The sequence below is a fragment of the Parvularcula sp. IMCC14364 genome (assembly GCF_030758415.1).
Taxonomy (GTDB): Bacteria; Pseudomonadota; Alphaproteobacteria; order Caulobacterales; family Parvularculaceae; genus Aquisalinus.
In genome coordinates this window covers 1,165,129-1,189,418 of record NZ_CP132334.1, presented here as the reverse complement: position 1 = coordinate 1,189,418, position 24,290 = coordinate 1,165,129, and the positions used below count along the sequence as shown (strand labels likewise).

The following is a 24,290-nucleotide window of genomic DNA, read 5'->3' as shown; positions in this document are numbered from 1 at the left end:
AGGGCTTGCCCGCTCTAGAGATCATCTTCCGTACGCACCTCGGATGAGGCTTTGTCAAGAAGAGCATTGACCAGACCGGCCTCGTCAGAGCCTTCTTCAAAGAAGGATACAGCGATATCCGTATATTGATCGATAATAGATCTGTAAGGCACATCCGCCCGCCGGATAAGTTCGTAAACACCGCAGCGCAATATAGAGCGCACCGTCGCATCAAGACGCTTCAATGACCATCCTTCGCGGAGCAGTCGATTGATAAAATTATCAATCTTGTGTTGCAATTCTACGGTACCCCGCAGCATGTCCTCAAAAAATTCGGCATCTGCATCACGCAACATGGCGCCATCCAGCTCTCCGCCAAGGCGGTGATCCCGATATTCGCGAATAACGCCTTCGAGGCCACTGCCCGCGTGTTCCATTTGATATAATGCCTGCACGGCAGCAAGTCGTGCCATGTTACGCGCATCAACATCTGCACTGATTTCTGTAACCGCTTTTACCAAAACCTGCCCTACTCTGACTGTCCGGCCATGCGGCTCAGAAACTTCTCGAAATCTTCAACCCGGGAGAAGTTGTTGTACACGGATGCATACCGAACAAAAGCCACTTCATCCAGTTCCTGCAGTCCCTGCATCACCATTTCCCCGAGAACGCTTGAGCCGATCTCCGTATCCCCTAATGCTTCCAGTTTGCGTACAATGGTTGAAACCATGGTTTCAACCTTGTCCTGATCAATCTCTCTCTTGCGCACAGCAATACTGATGGAACGGACCAGTTTTTCCCGATCAAAGGGCACTTTCTTGCCGGAACTTTTCAGGATGACCAACTCCCGCAGCTGCACCCGCTCGAATGTCGTGAAGCGCGCATCACAGGAGCCGCACAAACGACGACGCCGTATAGCCGCACCATCTTCCGTGGGACGCGAATCTTTAACCTGCGTATCTTCACTGGCACAAAACGGGCAGCGCATGGGGTGCCTCCTGTCTACCGGCTCTCTGCTCTAGCGGTCACAATGTCAGCTGTAAATCGGGAACCTGTCAGTCAGCTCCCGGACCTGGGCGAAGACGGCTTTCTCTGCGGTTTCATTATTATCACCATTTACGGCCAACCCATCGAGCACTTCCGCAATCAGGCTGCCGACAAGACGGAACTCATCCACACCGAAGCCCCGGGTTGTCCCCGCTGGCGACCCAATCCTGATCCCCGAGGTAATAGCCGGTTTTTCGGGGTCAAACGGCACACCGTTCTTGTTGCAAGTAATGCCTGCGCGCTCGAGGCTTTCTTCAGCCATATTACCCTTCACACCTTTTGGGCGCAGGTCAATCAAGGCCAGATGCGTATCTGTTCCGCCAGAGACGACCGCATATCCGGCCTCAACCAGAACATCCGCCATGGCTTTGGCATTATCGACGACCGCTTGCGCATAAGACCTGAATTCAGGCTGCAGCGCCTCACCAAAGGCAACCGCCTTGGCAGCAATCACGTGCATGAGCGGGCCGCCCTGCAGCCCCGGGAACAGGGCAGAACGGCATTTTTTGGCAAGGTCGTCTTCATTGGTCAGGATCAATCCGCCACGCGGGCCACGCAAGGTTTTGTGGGTCGTGGTCGTGACAACATGCGCATGTTCCAGCGGGCTTGGATAAATACCTCCGGCAACAAGACCGGCAAAATGCGCCATGTCGACCATCAGCATGGCGCCAACGCTGTCTGCGACCTCCCGGAATTTCGCAAAATCTATAATCCGGGAATAGGCCGAGCCACCGGCAATAATTAGCTTCGGTTGGTGCCTGTCAGCCAGCTCTGCCAACTGGCCATAATCAATCAGATGGTCATCTTCATTCACAGAATAATGAACAGCATTGAACCATTTACCAGACTGGTTGACCTTACTGCCATGGGTGAGATGTCCGCCAGCGGCGAGGTCCATACCCATAAATGTATCGCCCGGTCTCAGCAGGCTCATGAACACGGCCTGATTCGCCTGACTGCCAGAATGGGGCTGCACGACAGCATGTTTACAGGAAAAGAGCTGCGTCGCCCGCGCGATTGCCAGTTGCTCGGCCTTGTCCACTTCGTCGCAGCCACCGTAGTAACGCCTGCCCGGATAGCCTTCAGCATATTTATTAGTGAGAACAGAGCCCTGCGCCTCAAGAACAGCGCGTGACACAATATTTTCCGAGGCAATCAGCTCAATCTGCTCCTGCTGTCGTTTCAGCTCAAGGCTGACAAATTCAGCCAGATCAGGGTCCGCATCAGCCAAACCTGTACCAAAGAAAGCTGCTGGAGAAGAAATTGTGTTCATTTGTTTGCCGCCAGTATTGAAGAATTATCTGTCAGGTATCCGTAAATTGCTCACCTTCAAAGTCAACTATCAGCGCTGCCAGCCCCCTAACCATCGGTTGAGTTTCTTGTTTTCAGCCAACTCTGGATACGCTTGTTTGACAATTTCTCGCCTGCAGCAGCAGCAAATGTGCTCTAAGGCCTTGATAATGATATAACATCTCGTTAAGCGGAAGTTCATACAAAGTTATGGTATATCATATCATTGTGTAAACTTCAGAAGCCCGCGCATTTAATCCAGATGCCAGAGACGGGCTATAACCAGAAAGGGATAGCTGATGGCAGGCAAAAATGATGCCCACGACGTTAATGATCTGCTTAATCTGACGACAGATATTGTCGCAGCTTACGTCAGTAATAACAAAGCTTCTGCCGAGGAACTCTCCTCGCTGCTGCACAGCACGTACTCAACGCTGAATGCGCTGAACGCCGGTGAAGGCGGCGGGCTCACAAATAAAGAGCCGGCTATACCAGTCAGCAAGTCAATCACGCCGGATTACATCATCTGTCTTGAAGATGGCAAAGAGCTTAAAATGCTCAAGCGTTATATTCGCACACAATATGGCCTGACACCTGAAGAGTATCGTCGTCGCTGGGGCCTCCCCGCAGATTATCCGATGGTCGCCCCCAATTATGCCAAGAAGAGATCAGCTTTCGCCAAGAAGATTGGTCTTGGAAAAGCAGCTGGCGCTGCCAAGCGGACGACCACGAAGAAGGTCACGCGCAAGAAAAGAAAAGCCTGATTGAACAAACAAAAGCCCCGGTAAACGGGGCTTTTTTTATGCTGCGACCCGTTTCAGGTCCAGCTCAACCCAGACCTTGTCGAGCGCCTGTACCAGTTGCTCCATGTGCTGATCTGTGTGGAGCGGCGTTGGGGTAAAGCGCAGGCGCTCCGTCCCTTTGGGCACTGTTGGATAATTGATAGGCTGCACATAAATATTGTGCTCATCCAGCAGACGGTCAGAAACCTCCTTGCAGGCCACAGGGTCGCCGACAAAGACCGGCACAATATGGCTCACGGACGGCATGACCGGCAGACCTGCCTCGCGCAAAATTGCTTTCATGCGCGCAGCACGCTCCTGATGCTGATCGCGAAGATCGCCAGCTTTTTTCAGGAACCTGACACTCTCCAGTGCGCCGGCCACAAGAACCGGCGAGAGGGCTGTCGTGAAAATGAACCCGGACGCGTAAGAACGTACGGCATCAATCAGATTTGAAGAGCCGGCGATATAGCCGCCCATCACACCAAACGCTTTGCCAAGTGTACCTTCGATCAGGTCAATCCGGTGTTCTACGCCGTCACGCTGCGCTACGCCGCCACCTTTATAGCCGTAAAGCCCAACGCCGTGGACTTCATCCAGATAGGTAAAGGCATTATATTTTTCAGCCAGATCACAGATTGCACCGATTGGGGCAACGTCACCGTCCATGGAATAGACAGATTCAAAAGCAATGATTTTGGGCTTGTCGATGGGCAGGTCTTTGAGAAGGCTCTCGAGATGTTCGACATCATTATGGCGCCAGATCAGCTTTGGCCCCTTGCCGCCGCGAATACCCTGAATCATCGAGGCATGGTTCAATTCATCGGACAGGATGATGCAATCCGGCAGGATACGGCTAAGCGTTGAAAGCGTTGCTTCATTCCCGACATAACCTGACGTAAACAGCAGCGCCGCTTCCTTTTCATGCAGGTCGGCGAGTTCCTCTTCGAGCATGACGTGGAAATGGGTCGTACCGGCAATATTTCTGGTGCCGCCAGCCCCGACACCCACTTTATCGATAGCCGTTTTCATGCCGTTCACGACATGCTCGTTCTGCCCCATACCGAGGTAATCATTGGAACACCAGACGGTTACTTCTTTCTCGCCGTCTGATCCGTAATAGGTTGCTTGTGGGAACCTGCCCTTGCAGCGTTCAAGGTCGGCGAAGACACGATACCTGCCTTCCGCTTTTACAGCTTTCACAGCTGCATCAAACGCGCGTTCATAATCTACCATTTAAGGTATCCCCGAATTTGTCCTGTCAGAACTATATGCATTTATGCGTAAAAAAGGCCAGACCTGCAACGGTCTGGCAGACGCTTTCACCAAATATTTCAGGGATTTATAAGAATGAATCTCAGAGACGGAAGCGAATCTGATCAGACCAGAAACGCTCAAGCCGCTCAAGCGCAACATTGGTGCCGCCAATCATGCCGGCATTGACATCGCCGACCTGAACAACAGAGCCCAGTTGACGGTCAAACAGGCGCACAAGTGTATGACGCACTTCTGTTCCCTTTTCTGTCAGCGAAACACGGACAGAGCGTTTGTCAGTCTGGCTGCGCTCATGGCGAATATAGCCTGCTTCAACCAGTTTTTTGAGATTGTAGGACACATTGCTGCCCAGATAATGGCCGCGCGAGCGCAATTCGCCAGCAGTCAGTTCCGCATCACCAATGTTATACAGGAGCAAAGCCTGCACGGCATTTATGTCAGCCTGGCCCAGTCGTTCCAATTCATCCTTGATGACATCAAGGAGCTGCCTATGCAGACGCTCAATCAGGTGCAACAATTTCAGGTAGACCGATTTCAGGTCTCCCTCATTGTCTTCCCCTACAGTTCCTGCCAACTGGGTGCTTAGTGTTGCTTCTGCTACCATTTGTTATTGCCTCTGACACAAGGTACGCTACTCAGCGAAAAACAATAGTGGCGAACGACTAAAGTGTGGTTAAGCGGATTGTTTCTTTATGAGACCCCGGCTTTCAAAACTGACCTGCATTGAGACAGAAAGTATCGATTAAATGGCTGATTATACTGGTGGCGGACAATCTTATCCGTACACAAGACTGAGGCGGCTGCGCGCCAGTAACTGGTCACGAAACCTGCATGCTGAAGCAAGCCTGTCAGCGTACGACCTGATCTGGGCTGTCATTCTCAAGGATGGCCATGATGTCAAAGAGCCAGTTGAGCACATGCCGGGTGTATATCGCCTCTCTCCGGACAAAGCTGTCGAAGCCGCCGCAATGGCACAAGGGCTTGGCATTCCAGCGCTGGCGCTGTTTCCCTACACCGGCACTGAAGAACGCTCCCCTGGTGGAGGCGAAGCCCTGAATGCTGACAATCTGATGTGCCGCACAGCAAGTGCCATCAAGGCCAGTGTCCCGGATATTGGTCTGATCTGCGATGTTGCGCTCGATCCCTACACAGACCATGGTCATGACGGGCTTCTTGAGGACGGCATCATTCTGAATGATGAGACGGTTGATATTCTCTGCCAGCAGGCCGTACTGCAAGCAAAAGCCGGGTTTGATATTGTTGCACCATCCGACATGATGGACGGGCGCGTCGGCGCAATCCGTCGGGCCCTTGAGACTGAAGGCCTGACCGATACGCAGATCATGTCCTATGCGGTCAAATACGCTTCCAGCTTTTATGGGCCATATCGCGGCGCCATCGGGTCACAGAATGTTTTGCAGGGTGACAAAAAAACGTACCAGATGAACCCGTTGAATGCGGATGAAGGACTGCGTGAAGTTGCCCTTGATTTACAGGAAGGCGCGGACAGCGTCATGGTAAAGCCGGGCCTGCCCTATCTCGACATGGTTACAAGGGTAAAAGATACCTTCCGGGTGCCAACCTTTGCTTTCCAGGTTTCAGGAGAATACGCAATGATCTGTGCGGCCGCTGAGAACGGCGCTTTGGATCGCGAAAAAACAGTGTTGGAATCCCTGCACTGCTTCAAGCGCGCCGGAGCAGACGGCATTATTACGTATTTCGCACTCGAAGTCGCAGAATTGCTGGCGCAGCCGGCATAAAACCCCCTCAGGATTTGTCGATACGACTGACGAGGCTGGATGTATCCCAGCGCTTGCCGCCCTGTTTTTCAACGTCTTCATAATATGAATCAATCAGCCTTGTGACAGCGAGGTCCGCCGCAAACCTGTCGCCTTCGCTGAACACAATATCGAGGTCTTTGCGCATCCACTCTACTGCGAAGCCAAAATCGAATTTGCCCTGCACCATAGTGTGCCAGCGATTTTCCATCTGCCAACTCTGTGCAGCCCCCCCCGATATGGCCTCCAGCGTCTTGTCTGTGTTGACACCTGAAGCCTTGGCGAACGCAACAGCTTCAGAAAGACCCTGCAAAAGGCCGGCGATGGCAATCTGATTGACTGATTTGCAAAGCTGGCCATGACCAACCGGCCCGATATGAACTACTCGCTTGGCGTAACTCGCCATAAGCGGACTGACGACTTTCAAATGCTCCGCAGCGCCACCGCACATCACGGACAGGGCGCCGTTTACTGCCCCTGCTTCCCCGCCCGACACCGGTGCATCAACGAAACCGACCTGTCGTTCGCGAGCAATCGCCGCAAGCTTTTCAGCACAGGAAGCAGAAGTGGTTGTGTGATCAACATAGACACTGCCTGCCGGCATGACTGCTATCGCAGACCCTCCAACTGCAAGGCTGTCCTCATCATTCCCAACACAGGCAAAAACAACATCTGCCTCTGCAGAGGCCAATTCAGGCGTCTTGCCGACCGTGCCTTTGTAATCCTGTGACCATTGAGACGTTTTTGCCTCTGTACGATTGTAAACTGTCATTTCATGACCGGCATTTGCCAGATGCCCAGCCATAGGATACCCCATCACCCCCAAGCCAAGAAATGCACACTTCATTTAGCTTTCCTCTGTAATAACAGGGCCTTCCATGTAACTCCTGCCAACATACATGAGCGGGGCCTGATCGCTGTAATCGATTTCTACGACGCGCCCGATGAGAATCATATGATCCCCTGCCTCGTGCCTTGCCTCCACGCGGCAATCCAATGCTGCCAGCCTCTCTGTCAAAACAGGCGCACCCGTTACCATCGTCTCCGTCTCAAGGCCTTCAAAGCCATGCTGACCAGGAGTGGCAAATCGGCCCGACAGTGCCGCCTGATCACTTTTCAATACTGTCACGGCATAGTTGTCTGACGTTGCAAAAGCATCAAAGACGCTGGAGGACTTATCAATGCACCACAATACCAGTGGCGGATTCAGCGAAACTGATGTGAATGAATTGACCGTCAGCCCTATCGGCTCTACATCCTGCCCCTCAGGTTGGCAGGATACAATCGTTATACCAGTCACAAATCTGGCAAACGTATTTTTCAGATCAGCAGGATCAGATTTCATTCAGCCTCACCGTTTCTTTCAGAAAAACCAGCAAATCCAAGGTCAAGCACGCTCCTGTATGTGGATGCAAGGGATATTCTGCTGAAAGGCCGCCTCCGGGTACCAGGACCCCACCTGCAGACACGACATGTTATTGAAGCAAGCTTACAGCCACAGAATCTGATTAGTTATTGATGATGCAGGAATTACTTACCAGCGACTGGCAAATGTGGGTGACGATGCTGATCATCGGCAGCATGGTGATCCTCTACAGCCTTGACCGTTTTTCCATGGAAATGGTTTCGGCGAGCGCCGTCATCATGCTGCTTGTTTTCTTTCATTTCTTCCCGGTGGAAGATGATGCGGGCAGAAATGTGCTGGATTCAGGCATATTGCTGAGTGGATTTGCAAGCCCCGCCCTCTTCGCAATCATGGGTCTGCTGATCATCGGCCAGGGCATGTTTCAGTCCGGTGCGCTGGAGTTTCCCACCAGAATGCTGGTGAATGCCTATGAGAAGCACAGCTTCCTGGCGCTTGCAGCCGTTTTTGTTTTTGTCGTTCTGATCAGCGCATTTCTCAATAACACGCCTGTTGTGGTGATGTTCATCCCGATCATGGCCGCCATCGCCGCCCAAAGCAAAATGGGTACGTCCCGGCTGATGATCCCTCTGTCGTTTATGTCCATTTTTGGCGGTATGTTGACGATCATCGGCTCATCCACAAACCTTCTGGCTGTGGAAGCCTTTGCCAATGTGACGGGCCAGAGGATCGATTTCTTCGCCCTGTTCCCGATCGGTATCGTGCTCACAATCGTTGGGGGCATATATCTGATGACGGCCGGCAGATGGTTGCTGCCGGATCGTACCGCCCAGAATGTTCATGGGGGCGAGAGTGACGGGAAACAGTTCATCGCCCAGATCGAAATCAGCCGGGGGCATCCGCTGATCGGGCGCGGTGCTGTGGCAGGTCTTTTTCCGGACCTGCCTGATGTGACGGTGCGTATGGTCCAGCGCCGCGAGGAAGCGATGCTGCCACCTTACGATGATTTCGTCTTCAGATTGCATGACACGGTCATTATTGCAGCGACACGAAAGGCCCTGACCAACCTGTTGCGCTCCAAGCCGGATATTCTTGCCGGGGTTATGAGCGAGATTGACATTCAGGAAGACAACAATGCCGGGGGTGAACTGACCATGGTGGAAGCCATTGTCGCGCCTGGTTCGCGCATGATCGGACGCACCATCGCCCAGATAGGCTTCCGGTATCAGACCAACTGTGTGATTCTGGGTATCCAGCGTCGTAGCAGGATGATCCGGTCCCAGATGCATTCAATTCGGCTCGAAGCCGGTGACGTGCTGCTGTTGCTGGGAGACATAAAAGATGTGCGCGCCCTGAGGACAGACAAGGATATTGTGCTGCTTGAGTGGTCGATGACCGGCCTGCCGGAACCTGGCAGAGCACGCAGGGCTGCGATGATTTTTTCGATGGTCGTTGGCACTGCGGCGCTCGGCCTTTTCCCGATTGCCATTTCAGCCTTTCTGGGCGCGACACTGATGGTGGCAGCTGGTTGCCTCAATGTGCGCCAGGCATCACGCGCTATAGACAGACGCATCTTTCTGTTGATCGGGTCGGCATTGGCTATGGGGATTTCTCTCGAGATGACCGGCGGTGCTGCGATGATCGGCGGCTGGCTTGTGTCTATGGCGCAGGTGGGCGGTCCGATACTGCTGATCTCACTGTTTTTTATTCTTTCTGCCGCCCTCACCAACGTACTTTCCAATAACGCCACAGCGGTTCTGTTCACGCCGATTGCTGTCAACGCAGCCGTTGCGGCAGAAATTGATCCGCTTATTTTGCTGCTGACGGTGATCTTCGGGGCCAACTGCTCTTTTGCGACGCCCGTTGCATACCAGACCAATCTGCTGGTCATGGCACCCGGACACTATAAGTTCAGGGATTTCCTGACGATCGGGATCCCGCTGATCCTAATTCTCTGGGTGGTTTATACGATCGTGGCCCCAATTTATTTCCGCATGACCGGGCTTCTTTAGATTTTTTCAAGGTTCATCGTGAAAGCAGCATGTCTTTTGCAACAGCCCCTTAAACAGATAATACACCTTGCCGTCCAAAGCGGCATTTCATAGCGTATTAGCGCATGAGCAGAGTATCTACAGCGTGACCAAACCTTTCGAACACTCCCGGACGGAATTTTACCTGACCTCTCCTTCCCCCTGCCCTTATTTGCACGGGCGCAAGGAGCGAAAGGTCTTTTCCTTTCTGTCTGGGCCTGCAGCCCCCCAGTTGAATGCCCTGCTTACACAACGCGGCTTTCGCCGTTCCCAGAATATCGTTTACCTGCCAGCATGTGACACATGTTCGGCCTGCAAGCCTGTTCGGGTCGTGGCAGAAGATTTCAGTCTCGGGAAATCCTGGCAGCGCATCCGCAATAAAAACCGTGATGTCATCCGGGTGAACGCGGCTCCGGAAGCGACAAGCGAGCAGTTTTCGATCCTACGCGCCTATCTGGATGCCCGGCACGCAGATGGCGGTATGTCCGACATGACAGTGCTGGATTACACAAGCATGATTGAGCAGACTTCTGTCGATACGCTTGTTCTGGAATATCGCCAGGTATCAGAAGATGGTGAGGACCGGCTGCTGGGCTGTTGCCTGACGGACAGGCTGCCGGATGGCCTTTCCATGGTTTACAGTTTTTTTGACCCTGATGAAGACCTGCGCAGTCTCGGGACGCATATGATACTCGACCATATCAGCTATGCAAAAGAGTTGGGTCTCCAGCATGTCTATCTGGGCTACTGGGTCGATGGCAGCGCCAAGATGGATTACAAAGCCAGGTTCAAGCCACTGGAAGAATGGACCAGTAATGGCTGGCAACCGTTACAGAACAATTCTCGTCGCTGATTTGATCCACATGCCTTTTCGACTTCCGTCAATCGTGCATCCGGTTGAACAGCGGCGCTGGACCTGACCGCCGAAAAAAGCCAGACTGCTCCTAAAATAAGGGGAAAAGGGATGGCTAACACCCCCGACGAAAACAGTCTGCCGCAAAACACCACACCTTCAAAACGGTTGAACCGGCGCAAGTTCATGACAGTCGGCGCACTTGGCGCGGCCACTCTGGCCGCGGGCTGCGAATGCAAGGAGCGTTGCGGCGGCCCCGCTGTCGCAGAGGCTGGCATAAATGGCATCGCTGACAGGGAACTGAAGATGGTCACCACGTGGCCACGTGACTTTCCCGGCCTTGGTGACGGTGCTGAAAATGTCGCCCGCTACATTACTGAAATGAGCGGCGGCAAGATGCGCGTAACTCTTTACGCCGCCGGGGAACTGGTCGGCGCATTTGATTCCTTCGATGCTGTCTCTGGTGGTTCCGCAGACCTTTATCATGGGGCCGAATATTACTGGACATCCCGCTCGCGCGCCTATGCCTTCTTCACCTCCGTGCCCTTTGGCATGACGATCTCGGAGATTATGGGCTGGATTGAATATGGCGGCGGACAACAGCTCTGGGATGAGCTTGCTGGTGCGTACAATATCAAACCGTTTGGCGCTGGCAATACCGGCCACCAGATGGGCGGCTGGTTCAAAAACGAGATCAACTCCCTTGAAGACCTGCGCGGGCTGAAAATCCGTATGCCCGGTATTGGCGGCGAAGTGATGCGTCGGACAGGTGCGACAGCTGTTTCCCTACCGGGTAACGAGTTGTATCAGGCGCTTCAGTCCGGTGCGATTGATGCGACCGAATGGGTTGGCCCTTGGAACGATATTGCATTCGGGTTCTATCGCGAGGCCAACTTCTATTACTGGCCAGGATTTCATGAACCTGGCGCCATGCTCTCAACCGGGATGAACCTCGAGCTTTGGAATGACCTCTCCCTACAGGAAAAGGCCATCGTGGAAAATGCCTGCCGCGCCGCAAACCATCAGATGATTGCTCAATATGCGCATAATAATTCGATCGGGCTGAAAACCCTGATTGAAGAGCATGATGTGCAACTGCGCCAGATGCCGGAAGATGTTATGGAAGCATTGGCGAGGAACACAAAAATCGTCTTCGAGGAGATCGCCGCCGAAGACGATCTGTCAGCGCGCATCTATGACAGTTATCGTGAGGCTCTACTTGCTGGCGCAGAATGGAACCGCATTTCTGATGAGGCTTATATGGCTGTCAGACGGGAATTGCTGGACCTCTGAAAATGCTCGAGATAATCGGAAATATCTTTATGCTGAGTGCAGCGCTGTCATGCCTGCTGATGCTGCTGCCGCCTGCCCTGTTGTTCACTGGCGCACCTGCCCTTCGCGACGTATGCCAACATCTTGCTGCTCTTTTTGACACGATAAACACATCTGTCGCCCGCACCGTCATGTGGCTCGCGCTCATCATGGCACTCGTCCAGGTCGGCGTTGTCGTGATGCGATATGTTTTTGGCATTAACTTCATCTGGCTACAGGAAAGCATCATTTACATGTTCGGTTTTCTGTTCCTGCTGACAGCAGGGTATGCCTTGCTGCAGAATGAGCATGTGCGGGTGGATATTTTTTATCGGGACGCATCGGCGCGACGCAAAGCCATTGTGGATTTTGTCGGAACGTATCTGTTCCTCTTCCCGGTCTGCATTCTGATCATCTGGGCAGCCGGGCCTTATGTTGCCAGAGCATGGGATGTGATGGAAGGATCGCGTGAGGCATCAGGTATTCAGGCGGTTTTCATCATGAAAAGCCTGATACCGATCTTCGCCGCACTGCTGGCCATGGCTGGCTTCTCGATCGCCACAAAAGCCGTGCTGGTACTGCGCCCTACAAGACAGGTCACAAACTAGATGGCGGAGTTTATCGACAGCCTCATCATTTGCTGGTGTGCCTGCGCCGGATGGCTGGACATCGCCATGATTGTGACCCTCTGCGTATTGTTGCTCGCAGGATATCCAGCTGCCTTCAGCCTTGCCGGCACGGCCCTGCTCTATGGTTTGTTGGGCCTGTCCATGGGAGCATTTGACGTCACCTTTTTTTCTGAACCGTATCCCATACGGATTTTCGGGATCATCAATAATCAGGTCCTTATTGCCGTGCCTCTTTTTGTCTTGATGGGCGTGGTCCTCGAAAAATCCAGAATTGCCGAGGAACTGCTCGACAATATGGCCAAGCTGTTCGGCAGCATGAACGGCGGGCTGGGTATTTCTGTTACAATCGTTGGCGCATTGCTGGCGGCTTCCACCGGCATCGTTGGTGCAACGGTTGTCACCATGGGATTATTGTCGCTGCCGACCATGTTGCGACGGGGTTACTCGCCGGCATTTGCTTCGGGCTCGATTGCCGCAGCTGGCACACTCGGTCAGATTATTCCACCTTCGATCGTACTGATCCTGCTGGGCGACCAGATATCAAACGCCTGGCAGAAAGCACAATTACAACAGGGCGTTTATGCACCGGAAACAGTTTCCGTCGGGGACCTTTTTGCCGGCGCCCTCCTGCCCGGGCTGATGCTGGTTGGCTTTTATCTCACCTATCAGATTATGGTCGCCCTGCTTAATCCCAAAGCCGCACCAGCAATTCCGCAGGAAACGGGTGCAACATATTCTCACATCCTCATCGCCGCACTGAAAACACTGCCCGCGCCATTATTGCTGATCGTTGCCGTTCTGGGATCAATCCTGGGTGGTATCGCGACCCCGACAGAAGCTGCAGCCGTTGGCGCGGCAGGCGCGATCCTGATCGCAGGTTTTAGGGTTTGCCCGAAAACTGACTGGAAGGGACGGCCACTGTTGATCGCCGGAACACTCGCAACTGCGGTCCTGCTTCTGCTCAGTATAACGCTGGACCTGCGCGTCGGTCGTCAACAGGTCAATGGTCTGGAAACCTTGGGCATCTTCCTTGCCACACTCTGCTGCATCCTGATTGCCTTAAGCCTTGCGTCCAGCCTTTTTGCCCTTCTGAGAGAAAAAATGCTTGCCCCCGTGGTGGAAAAAACCACGACGGTTACCACAATGGTTTTCACCATTCTGATCGGCGCAGCCTTGTTTTCGCTTGTTTTCCGCGGGCTTGGGGGGGACGAGACAGTCGCTCATGCTCTTTCAAACATTCCAGGCGGTGTAACGGGCGCAGTGATTGCCGTGATGCTGGTAATGTTTGTGCTCGGCTTTTTCCTGGACTTTATCGAGATCACGCTTGTGGTGGTGCCGCTTGTCGCCCCTGCTCTATTGCTCATGGGGGTCGATCCCGTCTGGCTCGGGGTGATGATGGCTGTCAACCTGCAAACATCCTTCCTGACACCACCTTTCGGCTTTGCGCTATTTTACTTGCGCGGGGTCGCACCGGACAGCGTGCGCACAGCGCAAATCTACAAAGGTGCCTTACCTTTTGTGCTGATACAGATTATTGCACTCGCAGCACTGGCGCTCTTTCCACAACTGGCAACCTGGCTGCCAGATCTGCTGTACGGCAGTTAGCCTCACTACTTGGCCGGAGCAGAATGACTTACCAGTTTCTGAATGGAAACCCTGCTTACCACGCCCGCCAGGGAGGGATATTCCATAGCGACGACATTATAGAAATCCAGATGATCCCACATGCTGACAAGATGAAAATCAGCATAGGTATTGTTTTCTAGACCGAAAAGCCCGCTGTGTGATTCAAGCCACGCCAGACTGAGCACAATGGACGATTTTGCTTTCTTGAAATAATCATAATCAGCGGGATGCAAACCTGTGCGCGCCGAGAGCAGCAGCTTTACATCATTTGCCATAATACCGTTCATCACGGCGCGTGCATTCAGATAGACAGTTTCCTGTGTTAATACGTGATACTGGTCTGATGGGTCATATGTGCGCACAATATACTGAGCAATATGGTCAGAATCGATAATGCTGCGCCCCTGATCGTTCAGAACAGGCACTGACATCAGTGGATTACCTGCGAAACCGGCCGCATCCTCTTCGGCGACATTTCCCACATCTTCAAGATCGTACTCAATTCCAAGGTGGTCCATCAACAGACGGACTTTACGCGAGAAGTGAGAATTTGGTGTCGCAGTGAGTTTCATATTTTCTAGAGTTGATAATTCGGTGTTGAAGCTGAAATCGATTTTTCTTCGTTATTCATCTCCGCCTCAATATCAGTGAATAATGGTGTAGACAAATAACGCTCCCCTGTATCCGGCAGCATACAGAGAATTGATGAACCTTTCTCTGCCTGCAGCGCGACATCCATCGCAGTTGCAAAGGTTGAGCCACCGGAGATGCCTGTAAAAATACCCTCTTTCTGAGCCAGCTCACGTGACCAGTGCATACCGTCAGAGCCTTTGACTTTGAGCACCTTATGAATAGTGCCGGCATCAATCGCTTCCTGTGCAACGAAAGGAATGAAGTCAGGAGTCCAGCCCTGAATGGGATGAGGTGACCATGCCGGATGACTTGCGGCCGGAGAATGGTCCGCGTTGCGTGCCTGCGGCGTTCCATCGGTGAACAGGGCCGCGCCATCTGGTTCGCTGACAATGATTTTGGTCTTTGGCAGCTCTTTCGCAAATACCCGCGACACACCGGACAATGTGCCACCCGTGCCATACCCCGTTACCCAATAATCCAGCGCACGACCCTGAAAATCATCGACAATTTCGCGTGCTGTCGTTCGCGCATGCATGTCCGGATTTGCTTCATTCTCGAATTGTCGGGTCATGAACCAACCATTTTGCTCGGCCAGTTCTCTTGCCTTGTTGACCATGCCCGTGCCTTTTTCCTTTGCAGGGGTGAGCACAACTCTCGCCCCCAGAAAGCGCATCAACCGGCGGCGTTCGATACTGAAGCTCTCAGGCATGGTAATCACAAGCGGATAGCCCTTTTGGGCACAGACCATAGCCAGACCAATGCCGGTATTGCCGCTTGTTGCCTCCACAACTGTCTGACCCGGCTTCAGATCACCTGACTTCTCTGCCGCTTCGATCACACCAAGCGCAAGCCTGTCCTTGACGGAGCCCAGGGGATTGAAGGCCTCAACTTTGACAAACATCTCTATGCCTTCGGGGGCCAGTCGGTTGATCTTGACAACGGGCGTGTTCCCGACAGTTTCGAGAATGTTCTGATATATGGTCATAGGGCTCTTTCCGGTGATAAATGGTCTTACTGCCGGTTTAAGCGGGTGGACTTCGCTGCGTCAATTCACAGAAGATTGACCGAAGAAGCTGTTTTCACCGTGGTATCCTGCTTGCCTGTCTGTGCTGACTGCGAGATGGTATCTGAAACAGGAGGAGACTAGAGAGATGGCCATTGCTGCTTTGCGTACGCCGGAGGATCGGTTTGAAAATCTGCCCGGCTGGGATTTCAACCCAAATTACATTGACGACCTGCCCGGCTATGAGGGACTTCGGATGCATTATGTGGACGAGGGCCCCGCGGATGGGGTGACCTTTCTCTGCATTCACGGCGAGCCTAGCTGGAGCTATCTGTTTCGCAAGATGATGCCGGTCTTCACGGCAGCAGGACATCGGGCCGTGGCGGTTGACATGTTTGGCTTTGGCCGCTCTGACAAACCCTCGGATGATGAGGTGTATACGTATCATTTTCACCGCAACGCCCTTCTGGCTTTTGTGGAAAAAATGGACCTCAAAAATGTCTGTCTCGTTGTGCAGGACTGGGGCGGCCTTCTGGGCCTGACGCTTCCCATGGCAGCACCTGACCGGTATTCCAGACTGATTGTAATGAATACTGGTCTGCCCGGCGGCGAAGAAGCCGGTGAAGGGTTTTCTGCATGGCGCGCCTTCAACCGGGCGAACCCTGATCTTGACGTCGCGGGGCTGATGCAACGGGCAACCCCGATTCTGTCTGATGATGAGGCAGCAGCCTATGCAGCACCATATCCCGATCAATCCTATAAAGGCGGTGTACGGCGCTTTCCTGAACTCGTGATGATGAAGGAACAGGGCAAGGACCTGACGCCGCTTTCAGCTGAAGGCGTAGAAACCTCTCTGGCAGCACGCAAATTCTGGTCTGAGGACTGGGCGGGCGAAAGTTTCATGGCGATCGGGATGCAGGACCCGGTGCTGGGGCCTCCTGCCATGCATTTCCTGCGGTCGATTATCAAAGACTGTCCGGAACCGCTGGAAGTAGCAGAAGCGGGTCACTTTGTGCAGGAATGGGGTGGTCCCATCGCAGAGGCAGCACTTGAGCAGTTCGGCTTAAAATAGAACTGTGAAGGCAGAGAACCTGTCGGCTCCGACCAAGCCTGCGCAGCCTAGAGTAGCATTGTTTTTGGCTGCTTAATAAAGCGTTTGAATGCTGCCAGGAACTCTGCCCCGACAGCACCATCGACGACGCGATGGTCACAGGTCAACGTGATGGTCATGACTGTCGCGATATCCAGTGCGCCATCCCTGACAACCGGGCGTTGTTCCCCTGCCCCAACCGACATGATGGCGCCCTGCGGCTGGTTCACAATGGAGGCAAAACTCTTGATGCCGAACATGCCCAAGTTGGACACTGAGAATGTGCCGCCCTGATACTCTTCCGGCTTGAGTTTCTTGGATTTTGCCCGGCCCGCCATATCCTTGATCTCTTCTGAAATCTGGACGAGTCCCTTGGTTTCTGCTTTCCAGACGATCGGTGTTATCAGGCCACCGTCGATCGCAACAGCGACGCCAATATCTGCATGCTTATGACGGATGATTGCTTCATCTGTGTAGGATGCATTAGCCGCAGGAACACGCTTTAGCGCAAGGGCGGATGCCTTGATAATCAGATCATTGACTGAAATCTTGTAATAGCCGTCTTCACCTTTTTCAGGTGACATGGCGTTGATGTCCTTGCGGAACGCCAGCAACTCATCCAGTTCGCAATCAATGTTGAGCGGGAAATGCGGTACTTCCTGATTAAAACTTTGCCCAAGACGTTTGGCGATGGTCTTGCGCATACCATCATTCTTGATGGCTTCGTAACTGTCTACGGGATAGAGGCGTTCATCCAGTGCACCGGCGACAGGCACAGAGGCGATCGCTTTTTGCTGCGGTTTGGCTTTGGACGCAGCGGATGCTTTCCCTGTACCTTCCTTTAGCGCTTTCTCAATATCGCGTTTGACGATGCGTCCATGGGGACCGGAACCAGTGAGTTGCCCAAGATCGAGCCCCTCATTTTCCGCCATACGCTTTGCCAACGGAGATGCCTTGACACGATCACCATCTGCACCCGACGTGTCGGGTCTCCGCTGACTGTTGCCAGAGGGCGCAGCGGCGTTTTCATCGTGACCATTTGCAGCCGGTGTCTCGGCTTTGCTGGATGTCTCAGCTGACGCGGTTGAATTTTCCGGTTTTTCAGACGCAGACAGATCAATATCTGCTTCTGTTTCACCCTCCTCCAGTAGCACAGCAATGGTCTCGTTGACCTTTACGCCTTCCGCGCCCTCATCAATCAGAATCTTACCGATCTTGCCTTCATCAACGGCTTCCACTTCCATGGTCGCCTTATCTGTTTCGATTTCAGCAATCACGTCCCCGGACGACACCTCATCCCCCTCCTTGACCAGCCAGCGCGCAAGCGTTCCTTCTTCCATGGTCGGGGACAAGGCAGGCATCAGGATGGGCGTTGGCATCGTCTTCTTTTCTCCGGATTATTGCTGTCCAGCCAGAGCAGGCTGAACCGGTTGTTCTGTTACAAGGATATCCTGTGCCAGAGTTTCCCCCTGCAGGACAGCGACTTCAGTCTCGTGACATTTCTCAGGCTCCGCAGAGCAGAATTTGACGAGGCTGTCGATGTCATCAATATACCCCTCAAGACTGACCAGGCCTGCGACGAAACCCGGCGTCGAGCAGTTTTCTGCCCCAAACACAGCCTCAGTGAAAGAGACCATGCCGATAATCACAGTACGACCATCTATTTCAGCCGTCACCGGTGTGCCGCTGTCCCCCTGACAGAGCCCTCTTACTTCGCCATCGGCATCCGCCACGCGAATGACCCGTAATGTCGACTCGGCGACATCAAGATCAACCTTACGCAGCGAATTGGAGGCAAACCCGGTCTCGGTTGTGCCAAACCCTCGTCCCGTAACGGTCTCGACAGTCGGGATCATCAGAGCTTCTTCGCGGGTTGGCCATGGTGCCGGGGGAATGAAGTCCGGCAGCGGCTCTGCGAGTTCAATCAGGGCAATATCTTCACGAAGTATGTTTCGTTCGTACCCGGCATGAATATAGGCACGTTGGGAAACCCGGCGAATTGCCAGTGGGCTGTCAAGGTCGGTAGCACCGGCGATGATCTCTATCTCGTTGAAGGCCCCCTCGACGCAGTGTGCAGCCGTCACAATCCAGCGGCTGTTGTAAACACCGCCACCGCATAATTCTGTGGCAATCAGCAGGCGTCCGTCAAAAACACGTTCGGTATGAACACGCAGACCAACAAGCCACGGCACTTCAAATATATCGTCCTCAACACCGCCGACGATCGTTTGCACCCGCGTTGTCGTGAAACTGGCAACTGTCTCTTCCGGTGTGATTGAGGCAATCTCTGGCAAATCCGGTTTGCCGGGATGATTGGCAATGAAACTCGTCTCACGCAAATTCGTTGCGAGTAATTCTGGTGTAGCAGTTACAGGTGCCTCAATGACCGGGCCGGCAAGTATCTGGCCGGACGGCTGCCCGTCACCAGTATCCTGCTCTGCAACCACCGGCTCAGAACCATCATTGCCGCGGAACCGATTGATATTTTTTTCGACCCAGGCTCGCGATCTGTCCGCAACCGGGTCCACTTTCTCGATGAGCGTGTCCGGTGCCAGCCAGATCATGGCAGCAACCCCGACGACAAGCAGTATCAATATCCAGCTTATGAAACGCATTTTCCCCACTCCTTATGCTGCGACCAGTCTACCACATCAGCAGCACAGTGCGAGCCTCATCTCGTGCCTACAAATAGAGGACAGATTTGGCGGCTGCGACCACCTTGTCCGCATTTGGCAGGCTCAGGGCTTCAAGATTGGCTGCATATGGTAGCGGTGTGTCTTCCTGGGTCACCCGCGCTGGTGGAGCATCCAGGTAATCAAACGCGTTTTGCGTAACTTGCCACGCGACCTCCGCCCCGACACCAAACGGTGCCCAGCTTTCTTCGACAGTGACAAGGCGGTTGGTTTTCCTCACGGAATTGATCACAGTTTCCGTATCCAGCGGGCGTATGGTGCGCAAATCCACCACTTCAGCTGAAATACCGTCCTCAGCTAACAACTCAGCCGCTGCAAGCGCAAACATCACACCGCGCGAATGCGCCGAAATTGTCAAATCTGCGCCTTCCCGCACAACCTTTGCCTTGCCAATCGGCAGAACAAAGTCTTCCATATCGGGCACGTCACCCTTGTCGCCGTAAAGCAGTTCATGCTCCAGAAAGACGACCGGATTCGGGTTGCGGATAGCCGCCTTGAGAAGACCTTTGCAGTCAGCTGCTGAGTATGGCGCGATGACAATCAGCCCTGGCACGCTGCCATACCAGGCCGAATAATCCTGGCTGTGTTGGGCGGCCACACGAGAGGCGGCGGCATTTGGCCCGCGAAACACAATCGGGCAGCCCATCTGACCACCAGACATATAGCGCGTTTTTGCCGCCGAGTTGATCACATGGTCGATCGCCTGCATGGCAAAATTCCAGGTCATGAATTCTACTATCGGCTTCAACCCCGCGAACGCCGCGCCCACACCAATACCGGCGAAGCCATATTCGGTGATCGGCGTATCAACGACGCGTCGCTCTCCGAATTCCTGCAACAACTCGCGCGTAACCTTGTAGGCGCCTTGATATTCCGCCACTTCTTCGCCCATCACGAAGATGTCTTCATCCAGACGCATTTCTTCGGCCATGGCATCGCGCAGGGCGTCACGCACAACCGTTTCAACCATTTTGGTGCCCTCGGGGATGTCAATTTCAGGCTTTGCTTCGAATGCAGGCCTTGAGGCTTGAGGAGAAGCGGCGGGTTCTTTTTGCTCAGGTGCAGACTGCACAGACTCGTTATCAGCACTCGATTTTGTGGCTGCCGCGCTATCAATGTCGGCAGCGCTTTCTCCCTCTTCGAGAATAATCGCAATCGTATCGTTGACTTTGACGTTTTCTGAGCCCTCGGTAACAACGATCTTGCCGATAACACCCTCGTCGACGGCCTCAACTTCCATCGTGGCCTTGTCGGTTTCTATCTCGGCAATAATATCGCCCGACGAGATAGTGTCCCCTTCCTTGACGAGCCATTTTGATAATGTCCCCTCTTCCATGGTGGGGGACAAGGCTGGCATCAGGAACGGCGTTGGCATCAACAACCTCTTTATGTTGCAGGTTCAGATCTCTCGGAAGGCAGGATTCCCTCTACAAGTTGATTAGCAGTTTGAAAAATGGATGCAAGTCTCAGTTCAATACGTTGCGTGGCCAAGCCCTAGAGCTTTAGCGCGCCCGACGCATCCCCAAGGGATGTACCGCCTTCAACCTCTATGATGGTGCCGGTGACATATCTTGCCGCAGGGCTGCACAGCCACAAGGCTGCATCTGCAATATCATCCTTCGTGCCAAGTTCCCGCAGGGCCAGACTATTGGTGGTCTGCTCCAGCATTTCCGCGGTTCCGGCGAGGCGTTTCATCCCTTCGGTATCCGCAATCGGCCCCGGGGAAATTGCGTTCACCCGAATGCCTGACGGCCCCCATTCCAGCGCCAGACATTTGATCAGCATGTTAACACCGGCTTTCGCGGCACAAACATGCGACTGGTACAGCCATGGTCTGGTCGCCTGAGGGGCCGTGATGGCGATGATATTGCCATCTGTCCTGTTCAGGTGCTCGACCGCGGCACGACAGACATTGAATGTGCCGAGAAGATCAATATCAATCACGGATTTGAACGCATTGGCAGACATCTGAGCGGCACCCGCCGGGAAGTTTCCAGCCTGACCAGCGAGAACCATATCGATCTGCCCGAATTTTTCGAGACAGTCATTTATGGCCTCTTCAACATCCGGGTAGGATCGCACATCGACATTCTTGCCCGCTGCCTTGATGCCCAAAGCCTCCAGTTCAGCAACCGTATCATTCACCTTGTCGAGACTGCGGCTGACCACATAGATCGTGGCACCCTGTTTCGCAAAGCGCACAGCGATCTGGCGATTGATCCCGCTGGTCGCCCCTGACAGGAAACACACCTTGCCAGCCATCAGGTTATCTTTGAACGGTGTATCTGTATTGGACATCTCGCCACTCCTTCTTGTTGAGAATGAGTTTAGGGCAAGATGTTGCAAAAGACAGCGTGAATGACAGTAGCGTCAGGAATATCAGGCAAAAATATCCGTATAAAGCTCTTCAGGTGCCGGTTCCGGGCTTTCGAGTGCGAAATCTGCCGATTCCTTCACGACTTTCTTGATTTCCTTGTCAATCGCCTTGAGCTCTTCTTCGGTCGCGTGCTTGCCATCATAGATATATGACTCGCATCGTTTCAACGGGTCCGAGTGCTCCCGGATGTTATCAACTTCATCGCGTGTTCGGTATTTTGCCGGATCTGACATTGAGTGACCGCGATAGCGGTAGGTTTTCATCTCCAAGACAAAAGGCCCCTTTCCGGTACGTGCATGTTCCATCGCGCCTCGGCCTGCCTCACGAACGGCCAGCACATCCATACCATCAACCTCTTCACCGGGGATGCCAAAGCTGGCGCCTCTTTTATAGAGATGTGTTTCAGAGTGTGACCGCTTGACGCTAGTGCCCATGGCATACTGGTTGTTCTCGATAATGAAGACCACAGGCAGCTTCCAGAGCTGCGCCATATTCATGGCTTCAAACACCTGCCCCTGATTGGAAGCACCGTCGCCAAAATATGTCAGGCTGACACTGTCATTACCGCGATACTTGTTGGCAAAAGCCAGGCCAGCTCCCAACGGGATTTGCGCCCCGACAATACCGTGGCCGCCATAAAATTTCTTTTCGCTGGAGAACATGTGCATGGAGCCCCCCTTGCCCTTGGAGTATCCGCCCTCGCGGCCGGTCAGCTCTGCCATCACGCCATTGGCGCTCATTCCGCAGGCCAGCATATGACCATGATCCCGATAACCGGTGATAACCTGGTCACCTTCTTTCTTGACGGCCTCCATGCCCACGACGACAGCTTCCTGACCAATATAGAGATGGCAGAAACCGCCGATATGCCCCATGCCGTAGAGCTGGCCAGCCTTTTCTTCAAAGCGCCGGATCAGCAACATATCCTTGTAATAGGACAGAAGCTCTTCGCCGGTGGCGGTCAGATTGCTCTTTTTGGGCGTCGCGGTAGCTTTGGCCATAATTGTCTCTCTCTTGCCTGAGGTATATTCCTATAACCCTTTCACTGGCTGATAGGAAACAGGCAGAGATCAATTATTTCGATCTGGCAGCTGAGCCCTCGCGCAAAATACGCTCAAACTCCTGTCTTGATAAGGCATATTCCCCCGGTGCTGCATATCCGAGCATCTGCCGGGCTGCTTCGTCCAGCGCATCAGGGTCGAGCTTTTGCCGTGACAACAGATCAGCACGGTTTTCCAACTGGGCGCGCACAAGGCGCAATTCTTCCAGTTCTGCCTGCTTCTCCTGAAGGCGCTCATTGACAAGCGCGCGCGCGCGTATGCCTTCCTCACCGTTGATCGCAATGAGGCAGTTATACGCAATGCCCAGTACACAGACAGCAGGCAAAAATGTATTCAACAGCAAGTTGCGCAATTTAAGCATCAAGGGACCACCATCAAGGTAACCCAATTTCAAGCACCATGGTTGCCAAAAGGTAAAGCCCGGCTCTTTACTGCCCTTTTGACTGGGTGGTTATCAGATAATCAGTGCCGAAAGGCCTCAAACCGATCAGGGCCAGTATGTACTGACGATTTGGTAGAGGGCAGGAAAGTTGAAAATTTTAAGGAAGGAAATGGCGCGAGTGACGTGCCACGTTCCATATTTTTTATCCAATATTTTCAATCACTTACGTGACTCAAAATCGATTTTTGGTCCTCAGTTCGGTCAGTTTTTGGTCCACAGTTTTGTGGACCGCTTGAGTTCGACGCTGGTTCCCGCGTCGAACTCGTTCGTAGCATGTTTTCGCGCACTGAGGAATCCTCGATTGTACAAACGCGTACGTTTTGAAAACTCAATAATTTCTTCTGATCATAAACTTCGCGTGGCTAGGTGTGCACACATGCATCTCATTTTCTAATGCGTTTGCTTGGGTCAACCGCGGAAAACCCATTTCAAAGTCGGCATTATCGCGTAGGTCATCAGAGCAACAATTAATCCTACAGCCAGACCAGTGACGATTAGTGTTTGATCTGGGAATAGCCGCGAGAGCAACTGCGGTATAAAATAAACAGGAGCCAAGAGACCGATGAAAGTCAGCGCTGCCATCTTGTGTCGCGGCAATGGTGTGCACGGGTCGATTGGATTGTCCGGTGTCGCAGTCATTTTTCGTTGCCACGTTTATTGCTGGTGTTGAAATGTGAGGGACCGGATGACTCCTGTCCCCCACGAACACAGAAAGATCAGCGAGAGTTTGCCTGCTCAATGGCGCTGGATCGGACCTGACCAACCAGTATCGACCAATCCTTAGCAAGTGCGGAGTAGACCTCCATGGCTTTTGGTGTGGCATTGTCTGCAAGAATTTCAATCATGAGACTGGCCCCGTCTGCGATCACAACGCCGCTTTGTACGAGACGTGCCATTCCGGTTTCCCGTTTGGCCTCAATGGCGAACTCGTCGTTTGAGCAACCCAAGTGCAGGGTATGTCTTCTAGCTCGGAGAAGCCTGTGCGATAAGAAGCATATTTCTTATCACTGCGTTGCTCCATTTGGCTT

The 24,290-nt window shown here is 53.2% G+C and carries 24 protein-coding genes; 8 read left to right on the top strand and 16 right to left on the bottom strand.

From position 1 onward, the window contains the following. Positions 1 to 14 precede the first annotated feature (14 nt). The 3 genes from nusB to glyA are packed head-to-tail and all read right to left on the bottom strand — an operon-like array spanning position 15 to position 2,299. Positions 15 to 452, bottom strand: coding sequence for a transcription antitermination factor NusB (gene nusB / locus RAL90_RS05620; RefSeq protein WP_372340434.1), 438 nt, complete (start codon positions 450 to 452; stop codon positions 15 to 17). 56 nt (positions 453 to 508) lie between these two features. Further along, entirely contained in the window at positions 509 to 967 is a 459-nt protein-coding gene (nrdR, locus tag RAL90_RS05615; RefSeq protein WP_306253542.1) for a transcriptional regulator NrdR, read from the bottom strand. A 45-nt stretch (positions 968 to 1,012) separates the two neighbouring features. Next, positions 1,013 to 2,299, bottom strand: a complete 1,287-nt coding sequence (gene glyA / locus RAL90_RS05610) for a serine hydroxymethyltransferase (protein WP_306253541.1) — start codon at positions 2,297 to 2,299, stop codon at positions 1,013 to 1,015. 316 nt (positions 2,300 to 2,615) lie between these two features. On the opposite strand from glyA, the gene RAL90_RS05605 reads away from it, so the two are divergent. Continuing rightward, on the top strand, positions 2,616 to 3,080 hold the full coding sequence (locus RAL90_RS05605) for a MucR family transcriptional regulator (protein ID WP_306253540.1): 465 nt from the start codon (positions 2,616 to 2,618) through the stop codon (positions 3,078 to 3,080). Positions 3,081 to 3,116: 36 nt separating this feature from the next. On the opposite strand, the gene hemA is transcribed toward RAL90_RS05605, so the two are convergent. Together hemA and ldtR are read right to left on the bottom strand one after the other, a co-directional pair. Continuing rightward, positions 3,117 to 4,334, bottom strand: coding sequence for a 5-aminolevulinate synthase (hemA, locus tag RAL90_RS05600; RefSeq protein WP_306253539.1), 1,218 nt, complete (start codon positions 4,332 to 4,334; stop codon positions 3,117 to 3,119). Between the two features lie 121 nt (positions 4,335 to 4,455). Then, positions 4,456 to 4,977: a transcriptional regulator LdtR gene (gene ldtR / locus RAL90_RS05595; protein WP_306253538.1), complete on the bottom strand. Its 522-nt coding sequence runs from the start codon at positions 4,975 to 4,977 to the stop codon at positions 4,456 to 4,458. Between the two features lie 142 nt (positions 4,978 to 5,119). Between ldtR and hemB the strand changes: the two genes are divergently transcribed. Continuing rightward, positions 5,120 to 6,133 (top strand): porphobilinogen synthase, encoded by a 1,014-nt coding sequence (gene hemB / locus RAL90_RS05590; RefSeq protein ID WP_306253537.1) that lies wholly within the window; start codon positions 5,120 to 5,122, stop codon positions 6,131 to 6,133. A 7-nt stretch (positions 6,134 to 6,140) separates the two neighbouring features. On the opposite strand, the gene RAL90_RS05585 is transcribed toward hemB, so the two are convergent. Together RAL90_RS05585 and RAL90_RS05580 are read right to left on the bottom strand one after the other, a co-directional pair. After that, a complete protein-coding gene (locus RAL90_RS05585) occupies positions 6,141 to 6,998 on the bottom strand; it encodes an NAD(P)-dependent oxidoreductase (protein ID WP_306253536.1) in 858 nt (285 codons plus the stop codon). After that, positions 6,999 to 7,496 (bottom strand): flavin reductase family protein, encoded by a 498-nt coding sequence (locus tag RAL90_RS05580; protein WP_306253535.1) that lies wholly within the window; start codon positions 7,494 to 7,496, stop codon positions 6,999 to 7,001. Between the two features lie 173 nt (positions 7,497 to 7,669). On the opposite strand from RAL90_RS05580, the gene RAL90_RS05575 reads away from it, so the two are divergent. From RAL90_RS05575 to RAL90_RS05555, 5 genes are all read left to right on the top strand, one after another. Then, positions 7,670 to 9,526 carry an SLC13 family permease gene (locus RAL90_RS05575; RefSeq protein WP_306253534.1) on the top strand — a complete coding sequence of 619 codons (1,857 nt, stop codon included), beginning with the start codon at positions 7,670 to 7,672 and terminating at the stop codon, positions 9,524 to 9,526. A 124-nt stretch (positions 9,527 to 9,650) separates the two neighbouring features. Beyond that, positions 9,651 to 10,397 (top strand): arginyltransferase, encoded by a 747-nt coding sequence (locus RAL90_RS05570; RefSeq protein ID WP_306253533.1) that lies wholly within the window; start codon positions 9,651 to 9,653, stop codon positions 10,395 to 10,397. A 111-nt stretch (positions 10,398 to 10,508) separates the two neighbouring features. Further along, a complete protein-coding gene (locus tag RAL90_RS05565; protein WP_306253532.1) occupies positions 10,509 to 11,690 on the top strand; it encodes a TRAP transporter substrate-binding protein in 1,182 nt (393 codons plus the stop codon). Positions 11,691 to 11,692: 2 nt separating this feature from the next. Next, positions 11,693 to 12,316, top strand: coding sequence for a TRAP transporter small permease subunit (locus tag RAL90_RS05560; RefSeq protein WP_306253531.1), 624 nt, complete (start codon positions 11,693 to 11,695; stop codon positions 12,314 to 12,316). Next, positions 12,317 to 13,942 carry a TRAP transporter large permease subunit gene (locus RAL90_RS05555; protein WP_306253530.1) on the top strand — a complete coding sequence of 542 codons (1,626 nt, stop codon included), beginning with the start codon at positions 12,317 to 12,319 and terminating at the stop codon, positions 13,940 to 13,942. Between the two features lie 5 nt (positions 13,943 to 13,947). On the opposite strand, the gene RAL90_RS05550 is transcribed toward RAL90_RS05555, so the two are convergent. Continuing rightward, positions 13,948 to 14,535, bottom strand: coding sequence for a glutathione S-transferase family protein (locus RAL90_RS05550; RefSeq protein WP_306253529.1), 588 nt, complete (start codon positions 14,533 to 14,535; stop codon positions 13,948 to 13,950). A gap of 5 nt (positions 14,536 to 14,540) precedes the next feature. Then, entirely contained in the window at positions 14,541 to 15,581 is a 1,041-nt protein-coding gene (gene cysK, locus RAL90_RS05545; RefSeq protein ID WP_306253528.1) for a cysteine synthase A, read from the bottom strand. A gap of 166 nt (positions 15,582 to 15,747) precedes the next feature. Between cysK and RAL90_RS05540 the strand changes: the two genes are divergently transcribed. After that, positions 15,748 to 16,671: a haloalkane dehalogenase gene (locus RAL90_RS05540; RefSeq protein WP_306253527.1), complete on the top strand. Its 924-nt coding sequence runs from the start codon at positions 15,748 to 15,750 to the stop codon at positions 16,669 to 16,671. Between the two features lie 47 nt (positions 16,672 to 16,718). Here the strand turns inward: RAL90_RS05540 and RAL90_RS05535 are convergent, their stop codons facing one another. From RAL90_RS05535 to RAL90_RS05505, 7 genes are all read right to left on the bottom strand, one after another. Continuing rightward, the gene (locus tag RAL90_RS05535; protein WP_306253526.1) at positions 16,719 to 18,068 is read right to left on the bottom strand and encodes a pyruvate dehydrogenase complex dihydrolipoamide acetyltransferase; all 1,350 of its coding nucleotides are present in this window, start codon (positions 18,066 to 18,068) and stop codon (positions 16,719 to 16,721) included. 18 nt (positions 18,069 to 18,086) lie between these two features. Then, positions 18,087 to 19,304, bottom strand: a complete 1,218-nt coding sequence (locus tag RAL90_RS05530; protein ID WP_306253525.1) for a serine protease — start codon at positions 19,302 to 19,304, stop codon at positions 18,087 to 18,089. A gap of 67 nt (positions 19,305 to 19,371) precedes the next feature. Continuing rightward, positions 19,372 to 20,757, bottom strand: a complete 1,386-nt coding sequence (locus tag RAL90_RS05525) for a pyruvate dehydrogenase complex E1 component subunit beta (protein WP_306253524.1) — start codon at positions 20,755 to 20,757, stop codon at positions 19,372 to 19,374. A gap of 119 nt (positions 20,758 to 20,876) precedes the next feature. Continuing rightward, the gene (locus RAL90_RS05520; RefSeq protein WP_306253522.1) at positions 20,877 to 21,680 is read right to left on the bottom strand and encodes an SDR family oxidoreductase; all 804 of its coding nucleotides are present in this window, start codon (positions 21,678 to 21,680) and stop codon (positions 20,877 to 20,879) included. A gap of 81 nt (positions 21,681 to 21,761) precedes the next feature. Further along, the gene (gene pdhA / locus RAL90_RS05515) at positions 21,762 to 22,760 is read right to left on the bottom strand and encodes a pyruvate dehydrogenase (acetyl-transferring) E1 component subunit alpha (RefSeq protein ID WP_306253521.1); all 999 of its coding nucleotides are present in this window, start codon (positions 22,758 to 22,760) and stop codon (positions 21,762 to 21,764) included. 73 nt (positions 22,761 to 22,833) lie between these two features. Next, positions 22,834 to 23,181: a septum formation initiator family protein gene (locus RAL90_RS05510; RefSeq protein ID WP_306253520.1), complete on the bottom strand. Its 348-nt coding sequence runs from the start codon at positions 23,179 to 23,181 to the stop codon at positions 22,834 to 22,836. Positions 23,182 to 23,978: 797 nt separating this feature from the next. Further along, positions 23,979 to 24,158, bottom strand: a complete 180-nt coding sequence (locus RAL90_RS05505) for a hypothetical protein (RefSeq protein ID WP_306253519.1) — start codon at positions 24,156 to 24,158, stop codon at positions 23,979 to 23,981. Positions 24,159 to 24,290 lie beyond the last annotated feature (132 nt).

Excerpts from the sequence above, each read along its gene's own strand:
- nusB (WP_372340434.1), bottom strand. The coding sequence starts at position 452 with ATGGCACGACTTGCTGCCGTGCAGGCATTATATCAAATGGAACACGCG.
- nrdR (WP_306253542.1), bottom strand. The coding sequence starts at position 967 with ATGCGCTGCCCGTTTTGTGCCAGTGAAGATACGCAGGTTAAAGATTCG.
- glyA (WP_306253541.1), bottom strand. The coding sequence starts at position 2,299 with ATGAACACAATTTCTTCTCCAGCAGCTTTCTTTGGTACAGGTTTGGCT.
- RAL90_RS05605 (WP_306253540.1), top strand. The coding sequence starts at position 2,616 with ATGGCAGGCAAAAATGATGCCCACGACGTTAATGATCTGCTTAATCTG.
- hemA (WP_306253539.1), bottom strand. The coding sequence starts at position 4,334 with ATGGTAGATTATGAACGCGCGTTTGATGCAGCTGTGAAAGCTGTAAAA.
- ldtR (WP_306253538.1), bottom strand. The coding sequence starts at position 4,977 with ATGGTAGCAGAAGCAACACTAAGCACCCAGTTGGCAGGAACTGTAGGG.
- hemB (WP_306253537.1), top strand. The coding sequence starts at position 5,120 with ATGGCTGATTATACTGGTGGCGGACAATCTTATCCGTACACAAGACTG.
- RAL90_RS05585 (WP_306253536.1), bottom strand. The coding sequence starts at position 6,998 with ATGAAGTGTGCATTTCTTGGCTTGGGGGTGATGGGGTATCCTATGGCT.
- RAL90_RS05580 (WP_306253535.1), bottom strand. The coding sequence starts at position 7,496 with ATGAAATCTGATCCTGCTGATCTGAAAAATACGTTTGCCAGATTTGTG.
- RAL90_RS05575 (WP_306253534.1), top strand. The coding sequence starts at position 7,670 with ATGATGCAGGAATTACTTACCAGCGACTGGCAAATGTGGGTGACGATG.
- RAL90_RS05565 (WP_306253532.1), top strand. The coding sequence starts at position 10,509 with ATGGCTAACACCCCCGACGAAAACAGTCTGCCGCAAAACACCACACCT.
- RAL90_RS05560 (WP_306253531.1), top strand. The coding sequence starts at position 11,693 with ATGCTCGAGATAATCGGAAATATCTTTATGCTGAGTGCAGCGCTGTCA.
- RAL90_RS05555 (WP_306253530.1), top strand. The coding sequence starts at position 12,317 with ATGGCGGAGTTTATCGACAGCCTCATCATTTGCTGGTGTGCCTGCGCC.
- RAL90_RS05550 (WP_306253529.1), bottom strand. The coding sequence starts at position 14,535 with ATGAAACTCACTGCGACACCAAATTCTCACTTCTCGCGTAAAGTCCGT.
- cysK (WP_306253528.1), bottom strand. The coding sequence starts at position 15,581 with ATGACCATATATCAGAACATTCTCGAAACTGTCGGGAACACGCCCGTT.
- RAL90_RS05540 (WP_306253527.1), top strand. The coding sequence starts at position 15,748 with ATGGCCATTGCTGCTTTGCGTACGCCGGAGGATCGGTTTGAAAATCTG.
- RAL90_RS05535 (WP_306253526.1), bottom strand. The coding sequence starts at position 18,068 with ATGCCAACGCCCATCCTGATGCCTGCCTTGTCCCCGACCATGGAAGAA.
- RAL90_RS05530 (WP_306253525.1), bottom strand. The coding sequence starts at position 19,304 with ATGCGTTTCATAAGCTGGATATTGATACTGCTTGTCGTCGGGGTTGCT.
- RAL90_RS05525 (WP_306253524.1), bottom strand. The coding sequence starts at position 20,757 with ATGCCAACGCCGTTCCTGATGCCAGCCTTGTCCCCCACCATGGAAGAG.
- RAL90_RS05520 (WP_306253522.1), bottom strand. The coding sequence starts at position 21,680 with ATGTCCAATACAGATACACCGTTCAAAGATAACCTGATGGCTGGCAAG.
- pdhA (WP_306253521.1), bottom strand. The coding sequence starts at position 22,760 with ATGGCCAAAGCTACCGCGACGCCCAAAAAGAGCAATCTGACCGCCACC.
- RAL90_RS05510 (WP_306253520.1), bottom strand. The coding sequence starts at position 23,181 with ATGCTTAAATTGCGCAACTTGCTGTTGAATACATTTTTGCCTGCTGTC.
- RAL90_RS05505 (WP_306253519.1), bottom strand. The coding sequence starts at position 24,158 with ATGGCACGTCTCGTACAAAGCGGCGTTGTGATCGCAGACGGGGCCAGT.